Here is an 18,396-nt window from a genome sequence, read left to right as displayed (position 1 = left end):
TAAATGATCCCCTACGGACGCCAGGAGATCAGCGAGCAGGATATCGAGGCGGTAGTCGCCGTATTGCGCTCGAACTTTCTGACGCAAGGCCCCATGGTGCCGCAATTTGAGCAGTCGCTGGCCCGCAAGGTCGGTGCGGCTCACGCGGTGGCGGTCAATAGTGCGACCTCGGCGCTGCATATCGCCTGTCTGGCGCTAGAGCTGGGGCAGGGTGACTGGCTGTGGACAACTCCGGTGACCTTTGTGGCATCGGCTAACTGCGCTCTTTACTGTGGGGCGCAAGTGGATTTTGTCGACATCGATCCACGTACCTACAATCTGTGTCCGGTGGCCCTTGAGCACAAGCTGATTGACGCCGAAAAGCAGGGGCGGCTGCCCAAGGTAGTGGTGGCGGTTCATTTGTGCGGCCAGCCCTGTGACATGCAGGCCATTGGCGCGCTGGCCAAACGCTTTGGCTTTTCCGTGATCGAGGATGCCTCGCACGCCATCGGCGGGCGCTATAAGGGTGAGTATGTCGGTAGTGGTCGCTTTAGTGACATCACTATTTTTAGCTTTCATCCGGTGAAGATCATCACTACCGCCGAAGGAGGAATGGCGGTCACCAATGACGAAACGCTCGCGTCGCGCATGGCGCTCTACCGCAGCCACGGCATTACCCGTGATCCGTCGCTGATGGTCGGTGAGTCTGACGGCCCCTGGTATTACCAGCAGATCGAACTGGGCTTTAATTACCGCATGACCGAACTGCAGGCGGCGCTGGGTGTCAGCCAGTTGGCTCGGTTGGACGACTTTGTTGCTCGCCGCCACGCGCTCGCCCGCCGCTATGATCAGCTGCTGGCGGCGTTGCCCGTCACCTGTCCCTGGCAACACGCCGACAGTTACTCCGGTCTGCATCTCTACCCAATCCGTCTGCAGCTAGAGAGGATTACCTTGAGCCATCGTGAGGTGTTCGAGCAACTGCGCGAGCGTGGTATCGGGGTAAATCTGCATTACATTCCGGTACACACCCAGCCGTATTACGCGGCCATGGGGTTTGCTGCCGACGATTTTCCGCAATCAATGGCGTATTACCGAGAGGCCATCAGTTTGCCGATGTACCACTCCTTGACTGAAGCGCAGCAGGATGAGGTGATCGCGACTCTGACCGAGGTCTGTCATGGTTAAACTCGCCACCGAGCGTGTCTACCTGCGCCCGTTGAGTGCACAAGACGCCACCCAGACCTATGCGGACTGGATGAATGATCCGCAGGTCAACCAGTACCTCGAGACCCGGCACAGTCCGCAGAGCGTTGAAAGCTGTCGCGCGTTTATAGAACATTGCAATGCGGACCCGGCCAGCCATTTGTTCGGCATCTTCCTGCAACTGGGCGACCGACACGTGGGCAACGTCAAGTTGGGCTTCGTCAACAGCCACTACCGGCGCGGTCAGGTCAGCCTTTTTATTGGTGACAAGGCATGTTGGGGGCAGGGACTGTCCAGCGAGGTTGTGCGCCTGATTACGGCCTATGGTTTCGAGTCGTTAGCGCTGCACCGGCTTGAGGCTGGCTGCTACGAGGATAACCTGGCGTCGCTACGCATATTTCTCAAGGCTGGCTATACGGTTGAGGGTTTCATGCGTGAACATGTGACCTTGAACGGTCGGCGTATGGGCTGTTTCTGGCTCGGGAAATTGCACAATGAGCATGCGTGAAGTGACTGGAAAGCTAGCGCTGGGCACTGTTCAGTTTGGCCTGCCCTATGGCATCGCCAACCAGCAGGGTCAGGTGGGTGTCGACGAGGTAGGGCGGATTCTCGGCAGTGCGCGTGAGTCTGGGGTGGATACCCTGGATACCGCAATCGCGTACGGTGAGAGCGAACGTGTACTGGGCGAGTTTGATCTGAGCGGCTTTAAGGTAGTGACCAAGCTGTCGGCCATCCCTAATGCCTGCGACGACGTGTCCGGCTGGGTGGAGCGCCAATTGGCTGAGTCGCTTGCTCGGCTCGGGCTGCAGAGCGTTGATGCGGTGTTGCTGCACCGTCCGGCGCAGTTGCTTGAGTCGCAGGGTGATGCTCTGTACGCTGCGCTGGCGGGGCTACGCGAGCAGGGTCTGGCGGGGCGTATCGGGGCGTCGGTCTATGATGCCGAAGAGCTGGAGCGTCTGTGCCAGCGTTTTGCGTTGGATCTGGTGCAGGCACCCTACAACATTATTGATCACCGTCTTGATGAGTCCGGTTGGTTGCAGCGTTTATCACGGCAGGGGACCGCGCTGCATGTGCGTTCGGTGTTTCTGCAGGGGCTGCTGTTAATGAGCCGCAAGCAGCGTCCCGCCCATTTTGAGCACTGGCAGTCACTCTGGGACTGCTGGGACAGTTGGCTGGAAGAACACCAACTGTCGCCACTGCAAGCCACCCTGCGTTACGCGCTCAACCAGCCGCTTATCGAGCGTGTGGTGGTGGGTGTGGATAGCGCGCAGCAGTGGCAGCAGATACTTCAGGCGGCTGCAGGTGACTGCCCGCCGGTGCCCGCCGAGCTCGGCGCTACCGACCCGGCATTGCTTAACCCCGCACTGTGGAAAACAGCATGAAAACCGTTGCAATCGTTCAGGCTCGCATGGGCTCGACCCGCTTGCCTGACAAGGTAATGAAGCCCATCGGCGGTGTACCCATGATTGAGGTATTGCTGACGCGCCTGGCGCGTGCCCGCGAGGTCGATCAGATTGTGGTGGCGACGTCGGTGGATGCACGTAACGAGCCGCTGGCTGACTGTGTACGCCAGCTCGGTTTTGCCTGTGTTCAGGGCGATGAACAAGATGTCATGGCACGTTATCTGCAGGCTGCCAGAGCACATCAGGCTGACGTTATCGTGCGGATCACGGGTGATTGCCCGCTGGTTGATCCCGAATTGGTCGATCAAATGATCAGGGGCTACCGCGCTGCTGGTGTGGATTATTTCAGTAACGTCGCTCCGCCGAGCTATCCGGACGGGCTGGATATCGAAGTGTTCAGCTTGCGCGCGCTGGAGCAGGCCAGCAAGCAAACGGACGCGGCCTTCGATCACGAGCATGTCACACCTTACCTGCGTGAGTCAGGCCACTTCCGCGTAGGTGCAGAGCAGAATGAGCAAGACCTGTCAGGCTGGCGCTGGACAGTGGATGAGCCGGCGGACCTAGAGGTGATTCGCCGCGTGTTTGCGCACTTTGCGCCGGACATTCACTTCAGCTGGCGGCAGGTCAAGGCATTGCAGGAGAACAGCCCGGCGCTGTTCAAAGACAACCAAACGCTGATACGTAACGAGGGGGCCACTATGGGCACCGGTCAAAAGTTGTGGAAACGGGCCAAACAGGTCATTCCCGGCGGCAATATGCTGCTGTCCAAGCGCGCAGAGATGTTCCTTCCTGAGCAGTGGCCGGCGTATTTCAGCAAGGCCAAGGGGTGCACCGTCTGGGATATGGACGGCAAGGCCTACACCGACATGTGCATCATGGGAGTGGGCACCAATATTCTTGGCTACGGTCACCCTGAGGTCGACGATGCGGTGCGCGGCACCATAGATAACGGCAATATGTCGACGCTCAACTGCCCCGAGGAAGTCTGGCTGGCAGAAAAGCTGATCGAGCTGCACCCCTGGGCAGACATGGTGCGCTTTGCCCGCTCCGGCGGTGAAGCCAACGCGCTGGCCATTCGTATCGCCCGGGCTGCCACCGGCAAGGACAAGGTGGCGGTCTGTGGCTACCATGGTTGGCACGACTGGTATCTGTCAGCCAACCTGGGCGACGACGAGAACCTGGCTGGTCATCTGTTGCCGGGGCTCGAGCCCAATGGTGTGCCGGGTAACCTCAGGGGCACCGTGTTCCCCTTCAACTACAACAACTACGCCGAGCTGGAAGCCTTGGTCAATCGCCACGATATTGGCGTGATCAAGATGGAGGTGGTGCGCAACATGGGGCCTGAGAATGACTTCCTGCACAAAGTGCGCAAGCTGGCCACTGATCGTGGCATCGTGCTGATCTTTGACGAGTGTACCTCCGGCTTCCGGCAGACCTTTGGCGGTCTGCACAAGATGTACGGCGTTGAGCCGGATATGGCCATGTTCGGCAAGGCGCTGGGTAACGGCTACGCCATCACCGCCACCATTGGGCGGCGCGAGATCATGGAGGCGGCGCAAACAACCTTCATCAGCAGCACTTTCTGGACTGAGCGTGTCGGCCCGACTGCGGCGCTGAAGACCCTCGAAGTTATGGAGCGCGAGCGCTCTTGGGAGTACATCACTCAGACCGGCCTGTCGATCCGCGATGGTTGGCAGGAACTGGCGGATCGCCATGGAATCGAAATAGATCACTGGGGCCTCCCGGCGCTGACCGGTTTCTCGTTCCGCAGCCCTAACGTGCTGCAGTACAAGACGCTTGTCAGTCAGGAAATGTTGGCTAAGGGCTACCTCGCCAGCAATGCCGTCTACGTCTGCATGGAGCATAGTCAGGAGGTGATTGATGGCTACTTCGACGCGCTGGATCCGGTTTTTGCCCTGATCAGCGAGTGTGAGCAGGGCCGCGATGTCGGCGCGTTACTCAAGGGGCCGGTGTGCCATGGTGGGTTCAAGCGGCTGAACTGATGGGCCTGCAGATCTGTTTTCGTGCCGATGCCGCCCTGTGGATCGGTACGGGACACGTCATGCGTTGCCTGACCTTGGCCGATGCGCTCAGCGCTGCCGGGCATGACTGTCATTTCATCTGCCGCAGCCATCGCGGCCACCTGCTGGATGTCATCCACGGACGCGGTTTTACAATCACCGCCTTGCCTGCAGCTGTGCAGCAGCCTGAGTCGGTGTCCGGCTCGCATGCTCACTGGCTCGGTGTGAGTGCCGAGCAGGATGCGGCTGATACGGCTGCAGTCTTGCAGTCGGTGGGCTGTGACTGGTTGGTGGTCGATCATTACGCGCTGGATACGCAGTGGGAATCGCGTATGCGGGCATGCTGTCGTCACGTCATGGTGATCGATGACCTGGCTGATCGTGCGCACGACTGCGATCTGTTGCTGGATCAGACCTATAGCAGGCGCCCCGAGGACTATCGTTCGCTGGTCCCGGCCGCTGCCCAGCTGCTTTGCGGCAGTGCCAACGCCCTGCTGCGTGCGGATTTTGCCGCGCAGCGTGAGGCGTCATTGACCAGGCGCGCCGCGCAGCCATATCCGCTCAAGCAGATATTGGTCTCCATGGGCGGTGTGGATGCGGACAATGCCACTGCCCAGGTGCTGCTTGGTTTGGCCGCGACGCCCGGCGCTGACGCCTTGGCGGTGACGGTTATCATGGGCGGACAGGCCCCCTGGCTGGCCGAGGTGCAGCAGTTGAGCCAGGCCTTGACGCTTGACGTAACGGTGCGCGTGGATGCGAGTGACATGGCGTATGTGATGGCGCAGGCTGACCTTGCCATTGGCGCCGCAGGCGCGACCGCGTGGGAGCGCTGCTGTCTGGGCCTGCCCACCTTGATGGCTGTGTTGGCGGATAACCAGCGACTGGTCGCCGAGGGACTGCGTGCTGCTGGCGCGGTGCACTTATTGCCATCGGTGAACAGTCTGGCCGAGTCTCTGCCTGGGCTGCTTGGGGCGCTAATTGCCGACCCAGGGCAGCTCCAGCACATGAGTCAGCGTGCTGCGGCGCTGGTTGACGGCGCTGGGGTGAGCCGCGTTTTGGATGCGATGGAGGCATTGGCATGACGGACAACGAGACGGATTGCCTGCGCCTGCTGGCCGAGCCTGATCTCGAACTGGTGCGCAGCTGGCGTAACCATGAATCCGTGCGGCGTTACATGTATACCCAACACGAGATTGGCGAGAAGGAGCACCGAGACTGGTTCGCCCGTTGCGAGCTTGATCCGTTGCGGCACCTGCTGGTTTATGACGTTGACGATCAGCCTCGAGGTTTCGTGCATTTCACTGTGCAAGGTGCTGGACGGGTGGCTGACTGGGGATTCTATATCGCTCCGGAGGCGCCGCGCGGCACCGGCACGGGGTTGGGACGTCGTGCGCTGGAGTTCGCTTTCCAGCGTTTACAGTTACATAAGATTTGTGGTCAGGCGCTGGGTTTCAACCAGCGTTCAATCGATTTTCATCGCAAGATGGGCTTCTGTCAGGAGGGGGTGCTGCGAGATCAGCATTTCGATGGGCAGCAGTTTCATGATGTCATTTGCTTTGGCCTGCTCGATTCCGAGTGGCAGGTACGAGGCTGAAGGAGGCTTTCCATGTCTGGTACACCCAGTATTTCCATCGCAGGGCGACGCATTGGCCTCGACTCTGAGCCCTATATCATTGCCGAGCTGTCGGCCAACCATAATGGGAGTCTGGAGACTGCTCTACAGATTATCGAGCAAGCCAAGCACGCCGGTGCCGATGCGATCAAGCTACAGACCTATACCGCTGACACCATTACCCTGAACTGTGACACCGAGGATTTCCAGATCCGTGGTGGGTTGTGGGATGGCCAGTCCCTGTATGAGCTTTACCAGCAGGCGCATATGCCTTGGGACTGGCACAAGCCGCTGTTCGAACACGCACGCAAGCACGACATCACCATCTTCAGCTCTCCCTTCGACTTTACTGCGGTGGACTTGCTGGAGGATCTGAATGCGCCGGCTTACAAGATCGCCTCATTCGAGGCTATCGACTTGCCGCTGATCCGTTATGTTGCTGCAACGGGCAAGCCGATGATCATTTCCACCGGCATGGCAGATAGCGATGAGATTGCCGAGGCGGTAGAGGCTGCACGCGAGGGTGGTTGCCGCGAGCTGGCTATTCTCCACTGCGTCAGTGGCTATCCAGCTCCCGCCGAGGACTACAACCTGCGCACGCTGGCGGACATGCGTGAGCGTTTTGGTCTGGTCACCGGTTTGTCAGATCACACACTGGATAACACCACAGCGATTGCCAGTGTAGTCTTGGGCGCGTCGATCATTGAAAAGCACTTCACTTTGGACCGCAGTGGTGGTGGTCCTGACGACAGCTTCTCGCTTGAGCCGGTCGAGTTGCAGGCGCTGTGCCGCGACAGCAAAACGGCCTGGCGAGCGCTGGGGCATGTTGACTATGGACGGAAGGCCAGTGAGCAGGGTAACGCACGTTTTCGGCGTTCGCTGTACGTTACTCGTGACGTGAAGGCTGGAGAGCTATTTTCGGCGGAGAACGTACGTAGCGTGCGCCCCGGTTTTGGGTTGCCACCGAAAATGCTGGACAAGGTGATAGGTCGCCGTGCGAGTCGCGATATTGCTTTTGGCACGGCGTTGAGCCTCGAATTACTGGACTGAGCGGCGCTGGATGGGGCGGCTAGACTCTATTCTGCGCCCGTCTGGCTGCCGCTGCGATTGGGATAGATGTGGTTTTCCTTACGGGTGATATAGGTGACATCATCCGGCACATCCTTGTTGATGAAGCTCATTGCACCGATACGCACGTTATTGCCGATGCGAATGCCGCTGCCGATGATGCAGCAGTGCGCACCGATATCAACGTTGTGCCCAAGCTCAATAGGTTTGTTGTTGGCCTCTACTGAGCCGATGGTGGTGCACTGGCGCAAGTTGCAGTCACGCCCGATGCGAACCCCGGAGTAGACCGTGATAGCTGTGGGGTGGCCCATCCACAGCCCCTTGTCTATCTGGGCGCCTAGCATTATCTCGACACCGTACTTGCGCGCCAGTCCCTTGTTGATGCGTTTGGCCATTGATAGCGTGGTGCGGCCCGGGCGACTGTGCAGGTACTGTGACAGGCGCAGCCAAAAAAGGCAGTAGTATGAGTTGTTGCGCGCGACCCGTCGGCGCAGCTTGCGCCATGAGAATCGTTTGTCCTCACCAAGAATCTCGTAGTGCCAGAAAGCTTTAAGCTCGGCAAAGGTATTTGGCATCGACAGCTTAGCTCCTTTCAGGAGAATAGGGGAAATAGCGCGCGAACCGACTCATCTACCAGTACCCAGTCCTCTCGATATCTCAGTAGATGCCGGTAGTTGCGGTTGCGCATGCCTTTTGAAAGCGGTCGCCCGACGCATCGCAGGTCGGAGATGTCGATCAGACCGAGCTGTCCATCCGGCGTCAGCACGATATTACCTAGATGCAGTGAGCGAAAGTAAACGCCTTTTTCGTGCAGACTGGTTATGAACTCGGCCAACTGAGTGAACAGCACCAGTTGATCTAGCGACTGCTCAGTTTGTAGCATGCCGCGCAGGGTTGCTCCGGCTAGCGGGTAGTAGTGTACAACGCTGCGGTAGGGGTTCAGCAGTTTGTAGGTGGAAATTACTTGCGGGCAGGGGACGTTAAGCCTGCGCAGCGCAACAGCGTTATCTGCAAAGCGTTCGGCAGGTGGGAAAAACAGCGTCTTCGAGAACCAGCTTTTACGGCGGAACAGCTTGAGCATAGTGCCGTCGGCCAGTAGCAGCACCTTTTCTCCGTAGCGATCCTTTTCAAGAACGCGCGCGTCTTTGCGCCATGACTCGAACTGCTCTTCACTTAATCGCTGCATCATGCTGTTCCAGCTGAAAAATCTGGAGTTTATCGTACTTTCAGCTTGCAAGCTTTGCTTCTCGGGGCTTGTGGTAGACTGCAGCCCACCTGTTTTACCTATTGAAGGCCACATGACTGACGCTGCCAAAGAAAGCTTTGCCCGTTCAAGCGCCCGCATCTATCTGCGCCTGCTCGGCTACGTAAAACCCTACTGGAAGGCCTTTGCCCTGAGCATCATCGGCTTCGCGATCTTCGCGTCGGCCCAGCCGGCGATGGCCTGGATGCTGAAGTATTTTGTTGATGGGCTGCAGAGCGGTGCTAATGCCATGTTTCTTGGTGTGCCGCTGATCTGGGGCTTTCCGGCCTTTATTATTGCCATCGCGTTTTACCAGGGCGTTGGCTCCTACCTGGGTAATTACTTTATTGCCAAGGTGTCGCTGGGCGTGGTGCACGATCTGCGTACCGCGCTGTTCAACAATCTTCTGACCCTGCCGAACCGTTATTTTGATCAGCACAACTCGGGCCATCTTGTTTCCCGCATTACTTTCAATGTCACCATGGTCACGGGGGCTGCCACCGATGCAATCAAGGTGGTGTTTCGCGAAGGTATGACAGTGATTTTCCTGTTCCTCTATCTGCTGTGGATGAACTGGATGCTGACGCTGGTGCTGATTGCGATTCTGCCGGTCATCGGCCTGATGGTGACCAGCGCGAGCAAGAAGTTTCGCAAGCAGAGCAAAAAGATTCAGACCGCGATGGGGGATGTAACCCATGTGACCTCCGAGACCATTTCCGGTTTCCGGGTGGTACGCAGTTTCGGTGGCGAGCGCTATGAGTCTGATCGCTTTCTCAAGGCCAGTACGGAGAACCGTCAGCGCGGGCTGAAGATGGTGCGCACTGGCGCGGTCTTTACGCCGTCCCTGCAGTTGGTGACCTACAGTGCTATGGCAACGGTGATGTTTCTTGTGCTGTTCCTGCGTGGTGATGCAACGGCCGGTGATCTGGTGGCCTACATCACGGCAGCTGGCCTGCTGCCAAAGCCGATCCGTCAGCTATCGGAGGTCAGCGCCAATATCCAGAAGGGGATTGCCGCTGCCGAGAGCGTGTTCGAACAGTTGGACGAAGAGCCGGAAGTGGATACGGGGCATCAGGATATTGGCCGTGCGCAGGGCCGCATTGAGGTGCGTAACCTGTCATTCAGTTACCCCGATACCGACAAGCAGGTGCTCAAGGATATCAGCTTCAGTGTCGAACCCGGCCAGATGGTCGCGCTGGTTGGTCGCTCGGGCAGCGGCAAGTCGACCCTGGCGAATCTGATTCCGCGGTTCTATCACCATAGCGAAGGTGACATTCTGCTTGATGGCGTGCCGATCCAGGAGTTGACGCTGCGCAGTCTGCGCCGTCAGGTCGCGCTGGTCAGCCAGAATGTGACCCTCTTTAACGATACGGTTGCCAACAACATTGCCTATGGTGATCTGGCGGGTGCGCCGCGTGAGGATGTGATAGCAGCGGCTGAGGCGGCCTATGCCAAGGAGTTTATCGAGCTGATGCCGCAAGGTTTCGATACCCTGGTTGGCGAGAACGGGGTGCTGTTGTCGGGTGGCCAGCGTCAGCGTCTGGCGATTGCCCGCGCGCTGCTCAAGGACGCGCCTTTGCTGATTCTCGATGAGGCGACCTCAGCGCTGGACACCGAGTCGGAGCGTCATATCCAGGCTGCGCTGGATCGGGTGATGCAGGGTCGTACTACGCTGGTTATTGCCCATCGCCTGTCCACCATCGAAAAGGCTGACGTGATCATGGTGATGGATCAGGGCCAGATCGTTGAGCGCGGCACGCACGCGGAGCTGCTGGCGCTCAATGGCTATTACGCCCGACTGCACAGCATGCAGTTCGAGGAAGAGAGCGACGTACAACATTAATATCACCATGCGCATGGGTGCGTGGTGCTGAAACAGGTAACCGAGACAATGAAACTGAGCATGCCCCGATTCGATTCCGCGCCGGTTCTGGTGGTGGGGGACGTGATGCTGGATCGTTACTGGCATGGGCCGACCAATCGTATTTCGCCGGAAGCACCGGTGCCGGTGGTCAAGGTCGATCAGATTGAGGATCGCCCTGGTGGGGCGGGTAACGTCGCGCTGAATATCGCAGCGCTCGGCGCTCCGGCCTGGCTGGTGGGCGTTACCGGGAAGGATGAGGCGGCGCACAGCCTGCAGCAACGGCTGAATGCTGCAGGCGTCTACTGTGATTTTCAGCAGCACGAGGCGCTGCCGACCATCACCAAGCTGCGGGTCATGAGCCGCCACCAGCAACTGATTCGGCTTGATTTTGAAGAGCGCTTTGACACCGACGCCGATGCCTTGCTGGCCTCGGTTCGCGGTCTGCTGGACAAGGTCAAGGTGATGATCCTGTCGGACTACGGCAAGGGCGCGCTGGTCAATCATCAGGCGCTGATTGCTGCAGCCCGCGAGCGCGGTATTCCGGTGCTGGCTGACCCCAAGGGCTGTGATTTCTCCATCTACCGTGGCGCCAGCCTGATTACCCCGAACCTGTCCGAGTTTGAAGCGGTGGTCGGTCACTGCGCGAGTGAGCAGGAGCTGGTCGACAAGGGCCTGGCGCTGATTGAGGAGCTGGACCTGGGTGCGTTGCTGGTCACCCGCAGCGAGCAGGGTATGACGCTGTTGCGCAAGGGTGAGGGTGCATTGCACTTGCCCGCGCGCGCGCGCGAAGTGTTTGATGTGACCGGCGCAGGGGATACCGTGATCTCTACCCTGGCGGCGGCGCTGGCGGCGGGTGAGGATCTGCCCCTGGCCGTTGCGCTGGCCAATCTGGCGGCGGGTATTGTGGTCGGCAAGCTTGGCACGGCGGCGATCAGTGCGCCGGAGCTGCGTCGTGCCGTGCAGCAGGCGCAGGGCAGCGGTCGCGGTGTGCTGGGTGTCGAGCAATTGCTGCAGGCATTGGATGATGCCCGTGCCCACGGCGAGAAGGTGGTCTTTACCAATGGCTGCTTCGACATTATCCATGCCGGTCACGTTGGCTATCTGGAAGAGGCGCGCGCTTTGGGCGACCGGCTGATTGTGGCGATCAATGATGATGCGTCGGTGACACGCCTCAAGGGGCCGGGCCGGCCGATCAACAGTGTCGAGCGCCGTATGACTGTTTTGGCGGGGCTTGGGGCGGTCGACTGGGTCATCAGCTTCAGCGAAGACACCCCTGAGCGGCTGCTTGAGCAGGTCAAGCCGGATGTGCTGGTCAAGGGTGGAGACTACAGCGTTGATCAGGTGGTTGGTGCGCCGATCGTGCAGGCCTACGGCGGCGAGGTAAAGGTGCTCAACTTTGTTGAAAGCTGTTCGACTACAGCCATTGTTGAAAAGATTCGCGAGCGTGGCGAAGGCTGATTAGCCCGGATTAGCACAGCAGCCGGGTTCTGCCTCCGCGGCTGTTTGTGCTCGCCTTGCTCCACCCGGAGCGGGTTCATCAGGGTGCCCTGCGCTCTGCTTCTCTTGTGCCCTGGCGGTGGCTTTCCACGCCATTGTCAGGGTGTCTGTTCTGAATGTCTTCCCTGACTTTTCTGCGCTGCCTCAAGCGCCGTTTGTCGTGCCTGCGTGTTTGCAATTGACCACCGCCATGCGAATAAATATGCTGTACGCATATACAGTATATTTCTGAGGTTTCCATGGGCGCAGTGGTCGCACTTGATCGGTTGCTGGAAACGCGCCGTGTCTGGCGCGGACGACAGCAGGGCGAGCCGCTTGCCGAGCAGCCAACCGGGCACGCGCAACTGGATGCGCTATTGCCCGGTGGTGGCTGGCAACTGGCTGCGCTGAACGAGATTTTGCTGGGGTCACCCGGCAGTGGCGAACTGCAACTGCTGTGGCCGCTGCTGGCGCGGCTGACGCAGGCGGGTGAGCGGGTCGTACTCGTAGGCGCCCCAGCGGTTCCCTTTGCCCCGGCCTGGCAGGCGGCGGGTGTAGTGCTGGCGCAGGTCTCGTTGTTGCAGGTCAGCGGCGCCGAGCGGCTCTGGGCGGCTGAGCAGTGCCTGCGCTCGGGTAGTTGTGGTGCCGTACTGTGCTGGCCGGAGCAGGCCGATGACCGGGCGTTGCGACGGCTGCAGGTAGCGGCTGACAGCGGCCAGACGCTGGCTTTTGTGTTGCGCCATCGGCGTGCTGCCGATAACCCCTCACCGGCAGCGCTGCGTCTGCTGCTGGATAACCAGCCTCGGCAGTGGCGGGTTCTCAAGTGCCGCGGTGGCGTGCCTCCGGTACGGCCAGTCCCGGTAGCATTCTGAGGTCATCATGCGCTGGCTTTGCATTCTCTTTCCCCAGCTGGCTCTGGATGCGGTACTGCGCAGCCGGGAGGACGCCGACGCGCCATTGGCTTTGCTCAGCGGGCCGCCACAGCGGCGGGTCTTGCAGGCAGTTAACGAGTCGGCCCGTGCTCATGGGCTGCGATCAGGACAAAGTCTGACCCACGCGCGCATGTTGCTGGAGCGCTTTGATACGGTCGAGCACGACCCGGCACAGATCGAGCATTGGCAACAGTTTCTGGCCAGCTGGGCGTACGGCTTCAGTGGTCATGTGAGTCTGGATTTCCCCCGCACCCTGTTGCTGGAGGTGGCCTCCAGTTTGCGTTTGTTCGGTCCCTGGCCTGAACTTGAGCAGCGTCTGCGCGCCGAGCTGCAGGCGCTGGGCTTTCAGCATCGGCTGGTGCTGGCGCCCAACCCGTTGGCGGCCCGGGTGCTGACCAACGTGGCAGACGGGCTGGCGGTAGACGAGCAGACGCTGCAAGCCGAGCTGCAGCGTCTGCCGGTGGCGCGCAGCGGCCTGCCGGGCGTGCTGGTTGAGAGCCTGCAGCGCATGGGCCTGCGCCGCCTGCAGCAGGTGCTGGAATTGCCCCGTGACGGGCTGGCCAAACGCTTCCCGCCCCAGTTGCTGGCGCATCTTGATCAGTTGCAGGGGCATCATCCGCTGGCGCTCAGTTGCTATCAGCCGCCGGATCGGTTTCGTCAGCGCATCGAATTCAACTTTGACGTTGAGTCGAACAGCTCGCTGTTGTTCCCGCTGCGGCGCCTGATCAGTGATCTGGCGACCTTTCTGGCCGGGCGAGACTGCGGGGTTCAGCGCTTTGCACTGCTTCTGGAGCACCGCCGCCAGCCCGCTAGCGAGGTGCCGGTCGGCTTGCTGGGGGCCGAGCGTGACCCAGAGCGGCTGTTCGAGTTGGCGCGGGGGCGGCTGGAGCGTATCGAACTGGCCGCGCCGGTACAGGCGTTGACCCTGCTCGCCGAAGATCTGCCGCGCTTTGTACCGGCCGCAGCAGAGCTGTTCAGTAATCGGCCGCAGCAGTCACAGAGCTGGCTGCAGGTCTGTGAACGGCTGCGCGCACGCCTGGGCGACAAGGTCGTTCAGCCGCTGGCCGCGGTGGATGAGCACCGGCCCGAGCGCAGTTGGCTGGCGCAGGAGCGGGGCGACGCAGCTGCGCGACCGCCCGGGCCGCGGCCGGGCTGGCTGCTGGCCGAGCCGGAGTTGCTCAATGACCTGTTTCCGCGGGTGCTGGCCGGGCCGGAGCGGATCGAATCCGGCTGGTGGGATGGCGAGGACGTGCGGCGTGACTACTACCTGATCGAAACCCGCGACGGACGCCGGGCCTGGGCCTTTCATGCCGCCGGACGCCCCGGGCCATTCTGGGTGCACGGATGGTTCGCATGAATGTGGGTTATGCCGAGCTGCACTGCCTGTCGAACTTCAGCTTTCAGCGCGGGGCGTCAAGCGCGCAGGAGCTGTTTGCCCGCGCCAGGCAGCATGGCTACGACGCCCTGGCGATTACGGACGAGGCCAGCCTGGCCGGCATAGTGCGTGCCTGGCAGGCAGCGCAGGAGTCCGGTATGAAGCTGATCGTCGGTAGCGAGGTTCAGCTTGAAAACGGGCCCAAGCTGGTGTTGCTGGTCGAGAACCTGACCGGCTATCAGAGCCTGTGCCGGCTGCTGACCCTTGCCCGCCGTCGTGCCGGAAAGGGTCAGTACTGTTTGCGGCTTGAGGACCTGAATGACGCGCTGGACGGCTTGCTGGGCCTGTGGCTGCCGCGCCACGGTCAGGATGAGGAGCACGGTCGGCAGCTGCAGCCGCTGCTGCCGGGGCGTCTGTGGCTGGCAGTCGAACTGCACCGCGGGCCGGATGATGCACGCAAGCTGGATCAGCTGCAGGGGCTGGCCGCACGGCTTGGTCTGCCCTGTGTCGCCAGCGGTGACGTACACATGCATGTGCGCGGGCGGCGGGCGCTGCAGGATACCCTGACCGCGCTGCGCCACCACTGTACGGTGATGGAGGCGGGCAGTCGGCTGTTTGCCAATGGCGAGCGCCACTTGCGCAGTTTATCGGCGCTGGCCGCGATCTACCCGCCGGCGCTGCTGGCCGAAAGCCGCCGTATTGCCGCACGCTGTCAGTTCGACATGGGTGAGCTGCGCTACCAGTATCCTCGTGAACTGGTGCCTGAGGGGCATACCCCGTCCAGCTGGTTGCGTGAACTGACCTGGCGCGGTGCGGCCTGGCGTTGGCCAAACGGGGTCAGCGACAAGGTGCGTTCGCAGCTGGAGTATGAATTGGAGCTGATCGCGGAGAAGGCCTACGACAGCTACTTTCTTACCGTGCAGGACATCGTTGCCTTCGCCCGCGAGCAGCAGATTCTCTGTCAGGGCCGCGGCTCGGCCGCCAATTCGGCGGTGTGTTTTGCGCTGGGGATTACCGAGATCGACCCGGATCGGAGCAATCTGCTGTTCGAGCGCTTTATCTCCCGCGAGCGCGATGAGCCGCCGGATATCGATGTGGATTTTGAGCACGAGCGGCGCGAAGAGGTCATTCAATACATCTTCCGCCGTTACGGTCGTGAGCGGGCGGCACTGACCGCTGTGGTTACCCGTTATCTGTCGGCGGGCGCGGTACGTGATGTAGCGCGGGCAATGGGTCTGGCGCAGGAGCAGGTCGATCAACTTGGGCGTTGCTGCAGCCGCTGGAGCAAGCAATTGCCCAGCGCCGAGCGGCTGGCCGAGGCCGGGTTTGATGTGAACAATCCCTGGCTGCACCGGGTGCTGACGCTGGCGGGCGAGCTGATCGGCTTCCCGCGGCACCTGTCGCAGCATCCGGGCGGTTTTGTCATATCGGACGCGCCGCTCGATACTCTGGTGCCGGTCGAGAATGCCAGCATGGCCGAGCGCACGGTAATCCAGTGGGACAAGGATGACCTGGACGCGGTCGGCATGCTCAAGGTGGATGTACTGGCGCTGGGCATGCTCAGTGCGCTGCGTCGCACCTTCGACCTGTTGCGGCGCCATCGTGGCCGCGATCTGACGCTGGCAACTATTCCGCAGGATGATTTGCCGACCTACGAAATGATCAGCCGTGCCGATACTGTCGGTGTGTTTCAGATCGAGTCACGGGCGCAGATGGCGATGCTGCCGCGGCTGCGCCCGCGCTGTTTCTATGATCTGGTGATTCAGGTGTCGATTGTGCGGCCCGGGCCGATTCAGGGCGACATGGTGCATCCGTTTCTGCGCCGCCGTAACGGCGAGGAAGCCGTCGACTATCCCTCACCGGAATTGCGCCAAGTATTCGAACGTACACTCGGCGTGCCGCTGTTTCAGGAGCAGGTAATGGCGCTGGCAATTGTGGCCGCCGGCTACACTCCGGGCGAGGCGGATGAACTGCGTCGCTCGATGGCCGCCTGGAAGCGCCATGGTGGGCTGGAGCATCACCGCCAGCGATTGACCGCAGGCATGCTGGCGCGCGGTTACAGTCAGGCCTTTGCCGAGCGTATTTTTGAGCAGATCAAGGGGTTTGGCAGCTACGGCTTTCCTGAATCCCATGCCGCCAGTTTTGCGTTGTTGAGCTATGCCAGCAGTTGGCTGAAATGCCACGAGCCGGCGGCCTTTACCTGCGCCTTGATCAACAGCTGGCCGATGGGGTTTTACAGCCCGGACCAGTTGCTGCAGGACGCACGCCGTCACCAGATCGAAATCCGGCCGGTGGATGTGCGCTGCAGCGATTGGGACTGTTCGCTGGAAGCGGTCGAGCGGGAGGGCGCGCAACCGGCCATTCGCCTTGGGCTGCGGCAGGTGAAAGGCCTGAATCGTGACGATGCTGAGCGATTGCTGCAGGCGCGCACGCAACGGGCTTTTGTCGATGTGGCGGATCTGGTCCAGCGCGGTGGTATAAGCAACCGTGCCCGCGCGCTACTGGCCGATGCCGGAGCGCTGCGCGGGCTGGCGGGCAATCGTTTTCGTGCGCGCTGGGCGGTGGCGGGAGTCGAGCCGCAGCTGCCGTTGCTGCAGGCGCAGCACGATCAGGCTGAAAGCCCTGCGCTGATTCCGCAGCCTTCGGTGGTCGAGAATATGGAGGCCGATTATGCCAGTCTCGGCACCAGCATGGGGCCGCATCCGCTGGGGCTGCTGCGCGAACAGCTGCGTGAACTGGGTTGCCGCAGCTCGCGTGAGCTGCTGACCCTGGCGCCGGATCAGCCGGTGCGGGTGGCCGGGCTGGTTATCGGTCGCCAGCGCCCGCAGACCGCCACCGGGGTGACCTTTGTCACCCTGGAAGACGAGTTCGGCATGATCAATGTGATCGTCTGGAGCGATCTGGCCGAGCGGCAGCGCTCGGTGCTGCGTGGCTCAAGACTGCTGGAAGTGCGCGGGCAGTTTGAGGCGCGCGACGGGGTGCGCCATGTGATCGCCCGGCAGCTGCACGACCAGACCGGGCTATTGCACAAGCTCGATGTGCGCAGCCGGGATTACCGCTGAAAACCGTCGAAGAAGGCCTCGACCATTGCCGCATCAAGCTGGTCGATATGCGGTGGTTGCCAGCGCGGCTGCTTGTCCTTGTCGACGATCAGCGCGCGCACGCCTTCCATGATGTTGCCTTTCTCGAACCACTGGCGACCGATGTGCAGTTCCATGACAAAGCAGTCGGCCAGCGGCAGCGTGCGACCGCGCAGCAGCATGGCCTGGGTGACGGCCATTGCCAGCGGCGAGCGGTTGTCGATGATTTCGATAGTGCGCTGGGCCCAGTCGCGGTACTCGGGGCGCTGTTCGCTGGCCAGTGAAGCGTGGATGGTGGCGATGTCGGGTTGCGCGAAGTGCAGGTCAATGGCCGGTTGCAGCGCCTTCAGCTCGGACGCGGGCAGTTCGGCGTTCGCCAGTGCGGCGACCTGATCACGCAGGCTGCCGTCTGCCGGGTTGAAGCTGTCGATCAGTGCTTCCAGCTCGCCGAGTCTGGCGCTGTTGATGCACAGATCGCCAAGGCCGGCATAGAGGGCGTCGCTGCTGTTAACGTGATTACCGGTAATGCCGAGGTAGATACCCAACTGACCCGGCAGGTGTGAGAGGAAGTAACTGCCGCCTACATCCGGGAAGTAGCCGATCGCGGTTTCCGGCATGCCGAGCCGTGAGCGTTCAGTCAGCAGGCGGATGCTCGCCCCCTGCGCCAGTCCCATACCGCCGCCCAGTACAAAGCCATCCATCAACGCCAGGATCGGCTTGGGGTAGGCATGAATGTAGGCATCAAGGTCATATTCTTCAGTGAAGAAGGTTTCCGGCTCATGGTGACGGCCGGCCAGATAGTTGTCGTACATATAACGGATGTCGCCACCAGCGCAGAAAGCCCGCTCGCCGGTGCCGCGCAGCACAACAGCCGCAATCTGTGCGTCGCTTTCCCAGTTTTCCAGCTGGCGGTGCAGCACACGAACCATGTCCAGGTTGAGCGCATTGAGCCCGGCCGGGCGATTGAGGGTGAGCTGGCCGATATGGCCGCGGCGTTCGATCAATACCAGTTGGGTGGCTGTCTCCGACATGAACATCTCCATCAGGCCGTCCTCGGGACGACAAAAGCGGGTCGCACGGCAGACAGGCGTGCGCGTGCGGCGTTAGGGCGTGTCGCAGTATAGGGGAGTGGTCGGGGGA

Annotated in this window: 15 protein-coding genes; 12 read left to right on the top strand and 3 right to left on the bottom strand. The window is 61.1% G+C overall.

Annotated elements, in window-relative coordinates; translation table 11 throughout:
- Positions 1-3: 3 nt before the first annotated feature.
- From pseC to pseI, 7 genes are read left to right on the top strand one after another with little or no spacing between them, the layout of a single operon-like run.
- Positions 4-1,164 carry a UDP-4-amino-4,6-dideoxy-N-acetyl-beta-L-altrosamine transaminase gene (gene pseC, locus B7O88_RS09980; protein ID WP_088275694.1) on the top strand — a complete coding sequence of 387 codons (1,161 nt, stop codon included), beginning with the start codon at positions 4-6 and terminating at the stop codon, positions 1,162-1,164.
- Complete coding sequence (locus tag B7O88_RS09975; RefSeq protein ID WP_088275693.1) at positions 1,157-1,690, top strand: GNAT family N-acetyltransferase; 534 nt, start codon at positions 1,157-1,159, stop codon at positions 1,688-1,690. Before pseC ends, B7O88_RS09975 begins: the two co-directional genes overlap by 8 nt.
- Positions 1,677-2,564 carry an aldo/keto reductase gene (locus tag B7O88_RS09970; protein ID WP_088275692.1) on the top strand — a complete coding sequence of 296 codons (888 nt, stop codon included), beginning with the start codon at positions 1,677-1,679 and terminating at the stop codon, positions 2,562-2,564. Before B7O88_RS09975 ends, B7O88_RS09970 begins: the two co-directional genes overlap by 14 nt.
- Entirely contained in the window at positions 2,561-4,588 is a 2,028-nt protein-coding gene (locus tag B7O88_RS09965; protein ID WP_088275690.1) for an aminotransferase class III-fold pyridoxal phosphate-dependent enzyme, read from the top strand. Before B7O88_RS09970 ends, B7O88_RS09965 begins: the two co-directional genes overlap by 4 nt.
- Entirely contained in the window at positions 4,558-5,688 is a 1,131-nt protein-coding gene (pseG, locus tag B7O88_RS09960) for a UDP-2,4-diacetamido-2,4,6-trideoxy-beta-L-altropyranose hydrolase (protein ID WP_235005766.1), read from the top strand. Before B7O88_RS09965 ends, pseG begins: the two co-directional genes overlap by 31 nt.
- Positions 5,685-6,200, top strand: a complete 516-nt coding sequence (pseH, locus tag B7O88_RS09955) for a UDP-4-amino-4,6-dideoxy-N-acetyl-beta-L-altrosamine N-acetyltransferase (RefSeq protein ID WP_235005767.1) — start codon at positions 5,685-5,687, stop codon at positions 6,198-6,200. The genes pseG and pseH overlap by 4 nt, the downstream gene beginning before the upstream one ends.
- A 12-nt stretch (positions 6,201-6,212) precedes the next feature.
- Positions 6,213-7,268: a pseudaminic acid synthase gene (pseI, locus tag B7O88_RS09950; protein WP_088275688.1), complete on the top strand. Its 1,056-nt coding sequence runs from the start codon at positions 6,213-6,215 to the stop codon at positions 7,266-7,268.
- A gap of 26 nt (positions 7,269-7,294) precedes the next feature.
- Here pseI and B7O88_RS09945 read toward each other — a convergent pair whose 3' ends face one another.
- A complete protein-coding gene (locus tag B7O88_RS09945; protein WP_088275687.1) occupies positions 7,295-7,861 on the bottom strand; it encodes a serine acetyltransferase in 567 nt (188 codons plus the stop codon).
- A gap of 17 nt (positions 7,862-7,878) precedes the next feature.
- Positions 7,879-8,475, bottom strand: a complete 597-nt coding sequence (locus B7O88_RS09940; protein WP_140418574.1) for a protein kinase family protein — start codon at positions 8,473-8,475, stop codon at positions 7,879-7,881.
- A 109-nt stretch (positions 8,476-8,584) separates the two neighbouring features.
- Between B7O88_RS09940 and msbA the strand changes: the two genes are divergently transcribed.
- The 5 genes from msbA to B7O88_RS09915 all read left to right on the top strand — a co-directional run bounded on the left by msbA (position 8,585) and on the right by B7O88_RS09915 (position 17,238).
- Positions 8,585-10,372: a lipid A export permease/ATP-binding protein MsbA gene (msbA, locus tag B7O88_RS09935; RefSeq protein WP_088275685.1), complete on the top strand. Its 1,788-nt coding sequence runs from the start codon at positions 8,585-8,587 to the stop codon at positions 10,370-10,372.
- Between the two features lie 48 nt (positions 10,373-10,420).
- Positions 10,421-11,851: a bifunctional D-glycero-beta-D-manno-heptose-7-phosphate kinase/D-glycero-beta-D-manno-heptose 1-phosphate adenylyltransferase HldE gene (gene hldE / locus B7O88_RS09930; RefSeq protein ID WP_088275684.1), complete on the top strand. Its 1,431-nt coding sequence runs from the start codon at positions 10,421-10,423 to the stop codon at positions 11,849-11,851.
- Positions 11,852-12,129: 278 nt separating this feature from the next.
- The gene (gene imuA / locus B7O88_RS09925; RefSeq protein ID WP_088275682.1) at positions 12,130-12,741 is read left to right on the top strand and encodes a translesion DNA synthesis-associated protein ImuA; all 612 of its coding nucleotides are present in this window, start codon (positions 12,130-12,132) and stop codon (positions 12,739-12,741) included.
- A gap of 7 nt (positions 12,742-12,748) precedes the next feature.
- Positions 12,749-14,158, top strand: coding sequence for a Y-family DNA polymerase (locus B7O88_RS09920; protein WP_088275681.1), 1,410 nt, complete (start codon positions 12,749-12,751; stop codon positions 14,156-14,158).
- Entirely contained in the window at positions 14,134-17,238 is a 3,105-nt protein-coding gene (locus tag B7O88_RS09915; protein ID WP_200818444.1) for an error-prone DNA polymerase, read from the top strand. The genes B7O88_RS09920 and B7O88_RS09915 overlap by 25 nt, the downstream gene beginning before the upstream one ends.
- Here the strand turns inward: B7O88_RS09915 and B7O88_RS09910 are convergent.
- On the bottom strand, positions 17,229-18,287 hold the full coding sequence (locus B7O88_RS09910; RefSeq protein ID WP_088275740.1) for an enoyl-CoA hydratase/isomerase family protein: 1,059 nt from the start codon (positions 18,285-18,287) through the stop codon (positions 17,229-17,231). The two genes, B7O88_RS09915 and B7O88_RS09910, sit on opposite strands and share 10 nt — an antisense overlap.
- Positions 18,288-18,396 lie beyond the last annotated feature (109 nt).

Source organism: Halopseudomonas aestusnigri (genome assembly GCF_002197985.1).
In the GTDB taxonomy this organism is placed as follows: Bacteria; Pseudomonadota; Gammaproteobacteria; order Pseudomonadales; family Pseudomonadaceae; genus Halopseudomonas; species Halopseudomonas aestusnigri.
Note: the sequence above shows the minus strand (reverse complement) of the source record. Positions and strands in the feature narration are given on the sequence as shown.

Bases quoted from the DNA above. Each gene is read 5' to 3' on its own strand.
- pseC (WP_088275694.1), top strand. From the start codon at position 4: ATGATCCCCTACGGACGCCAGGAGATCAGCGAGCAGGATATCGAGGCG.
- B7O88_RS09975 (WP_088275693.1), top strand. From the start codon at position 1,157: ATGGTTAAACTCGCCACCGAGCGTGTCTACCTGCGCCCGTTGAGTGCA.
- B7O88_RS09970 (WP_088275692.1), top strand. From the start codon at position 1,677: ATGAGCATGCGTGAAGTGACTGGAAAGCTAGCGCTGGGCACTGTTCAG.
- B7O88_RS09965 (WP_088275690.1), top strand. From the start codon at position 2,561: ATGAAAACCGTTGCAATCGTTCAGGCTCGCATGGGCTCGACCCGCTTG.
- pseH (WP_235005767.1), top strand. From the start codon at position 5,685: ATGACGGACAACGAGACGGATTGCCTGCGCCTGCTGGCCGAGCCTGAT.
- pseI (WP_088275688.1), top strand. From the start codon at position 6,213: ATGTCTGGTACACCCAGTATTTCCATCGCAGGGCGACGCATTGGCCTC.
- B7O88_RS09945 (WP_088275687.1), bottom strand. From the start codon at position 7,861: ATGCCAAATACCTTTGCCGAGCTTAAAGCTTTCTGGCACTACGAGATT.
- B7O88_RS09940 (WP_140418574.1), bottom strand. From the start codon at position 8,475: ATGATGCAGCGATTAAGTGAAGAGCAGTTCGAGTCATGGCGCAAAGAC.
- msbA (WP_088275685.1), top strand. From the start codon at position 8,585: ATGACTGACGCTGCCAAAGAAAGCTTTGCCCGTTCAAGCGCCCGCATC.
- hldE (WP_088275684.1), top strand. From the start codon at position 10,421: ATGAAACTGAGCATGCCCCGATTCGATTCCGCGCCGGTTCTGGTGGTG.
- imuA (WP_088275682.1), top strand. From the start codon at position 12,130: ATGGGCGCAGTGGTCGCACTTGATCGGTTGCTGGAAACGCGCCGTGTC.
- B7O88_RS09920 (WP_088275681.1), top strand. From the start codon at position 12,749: ATGCGCTGGCTTTGCATTCTCTTTCCCCAGCTGGCTCTGGATGCGGTA.
- B7O88_RS09910 (WP_088275740.1), bottom strand. From the start codon at position 18,287: ATGTCGGAGACAGCCACCCAACTGGTATTGATCGAACGCCGCGGCCAT.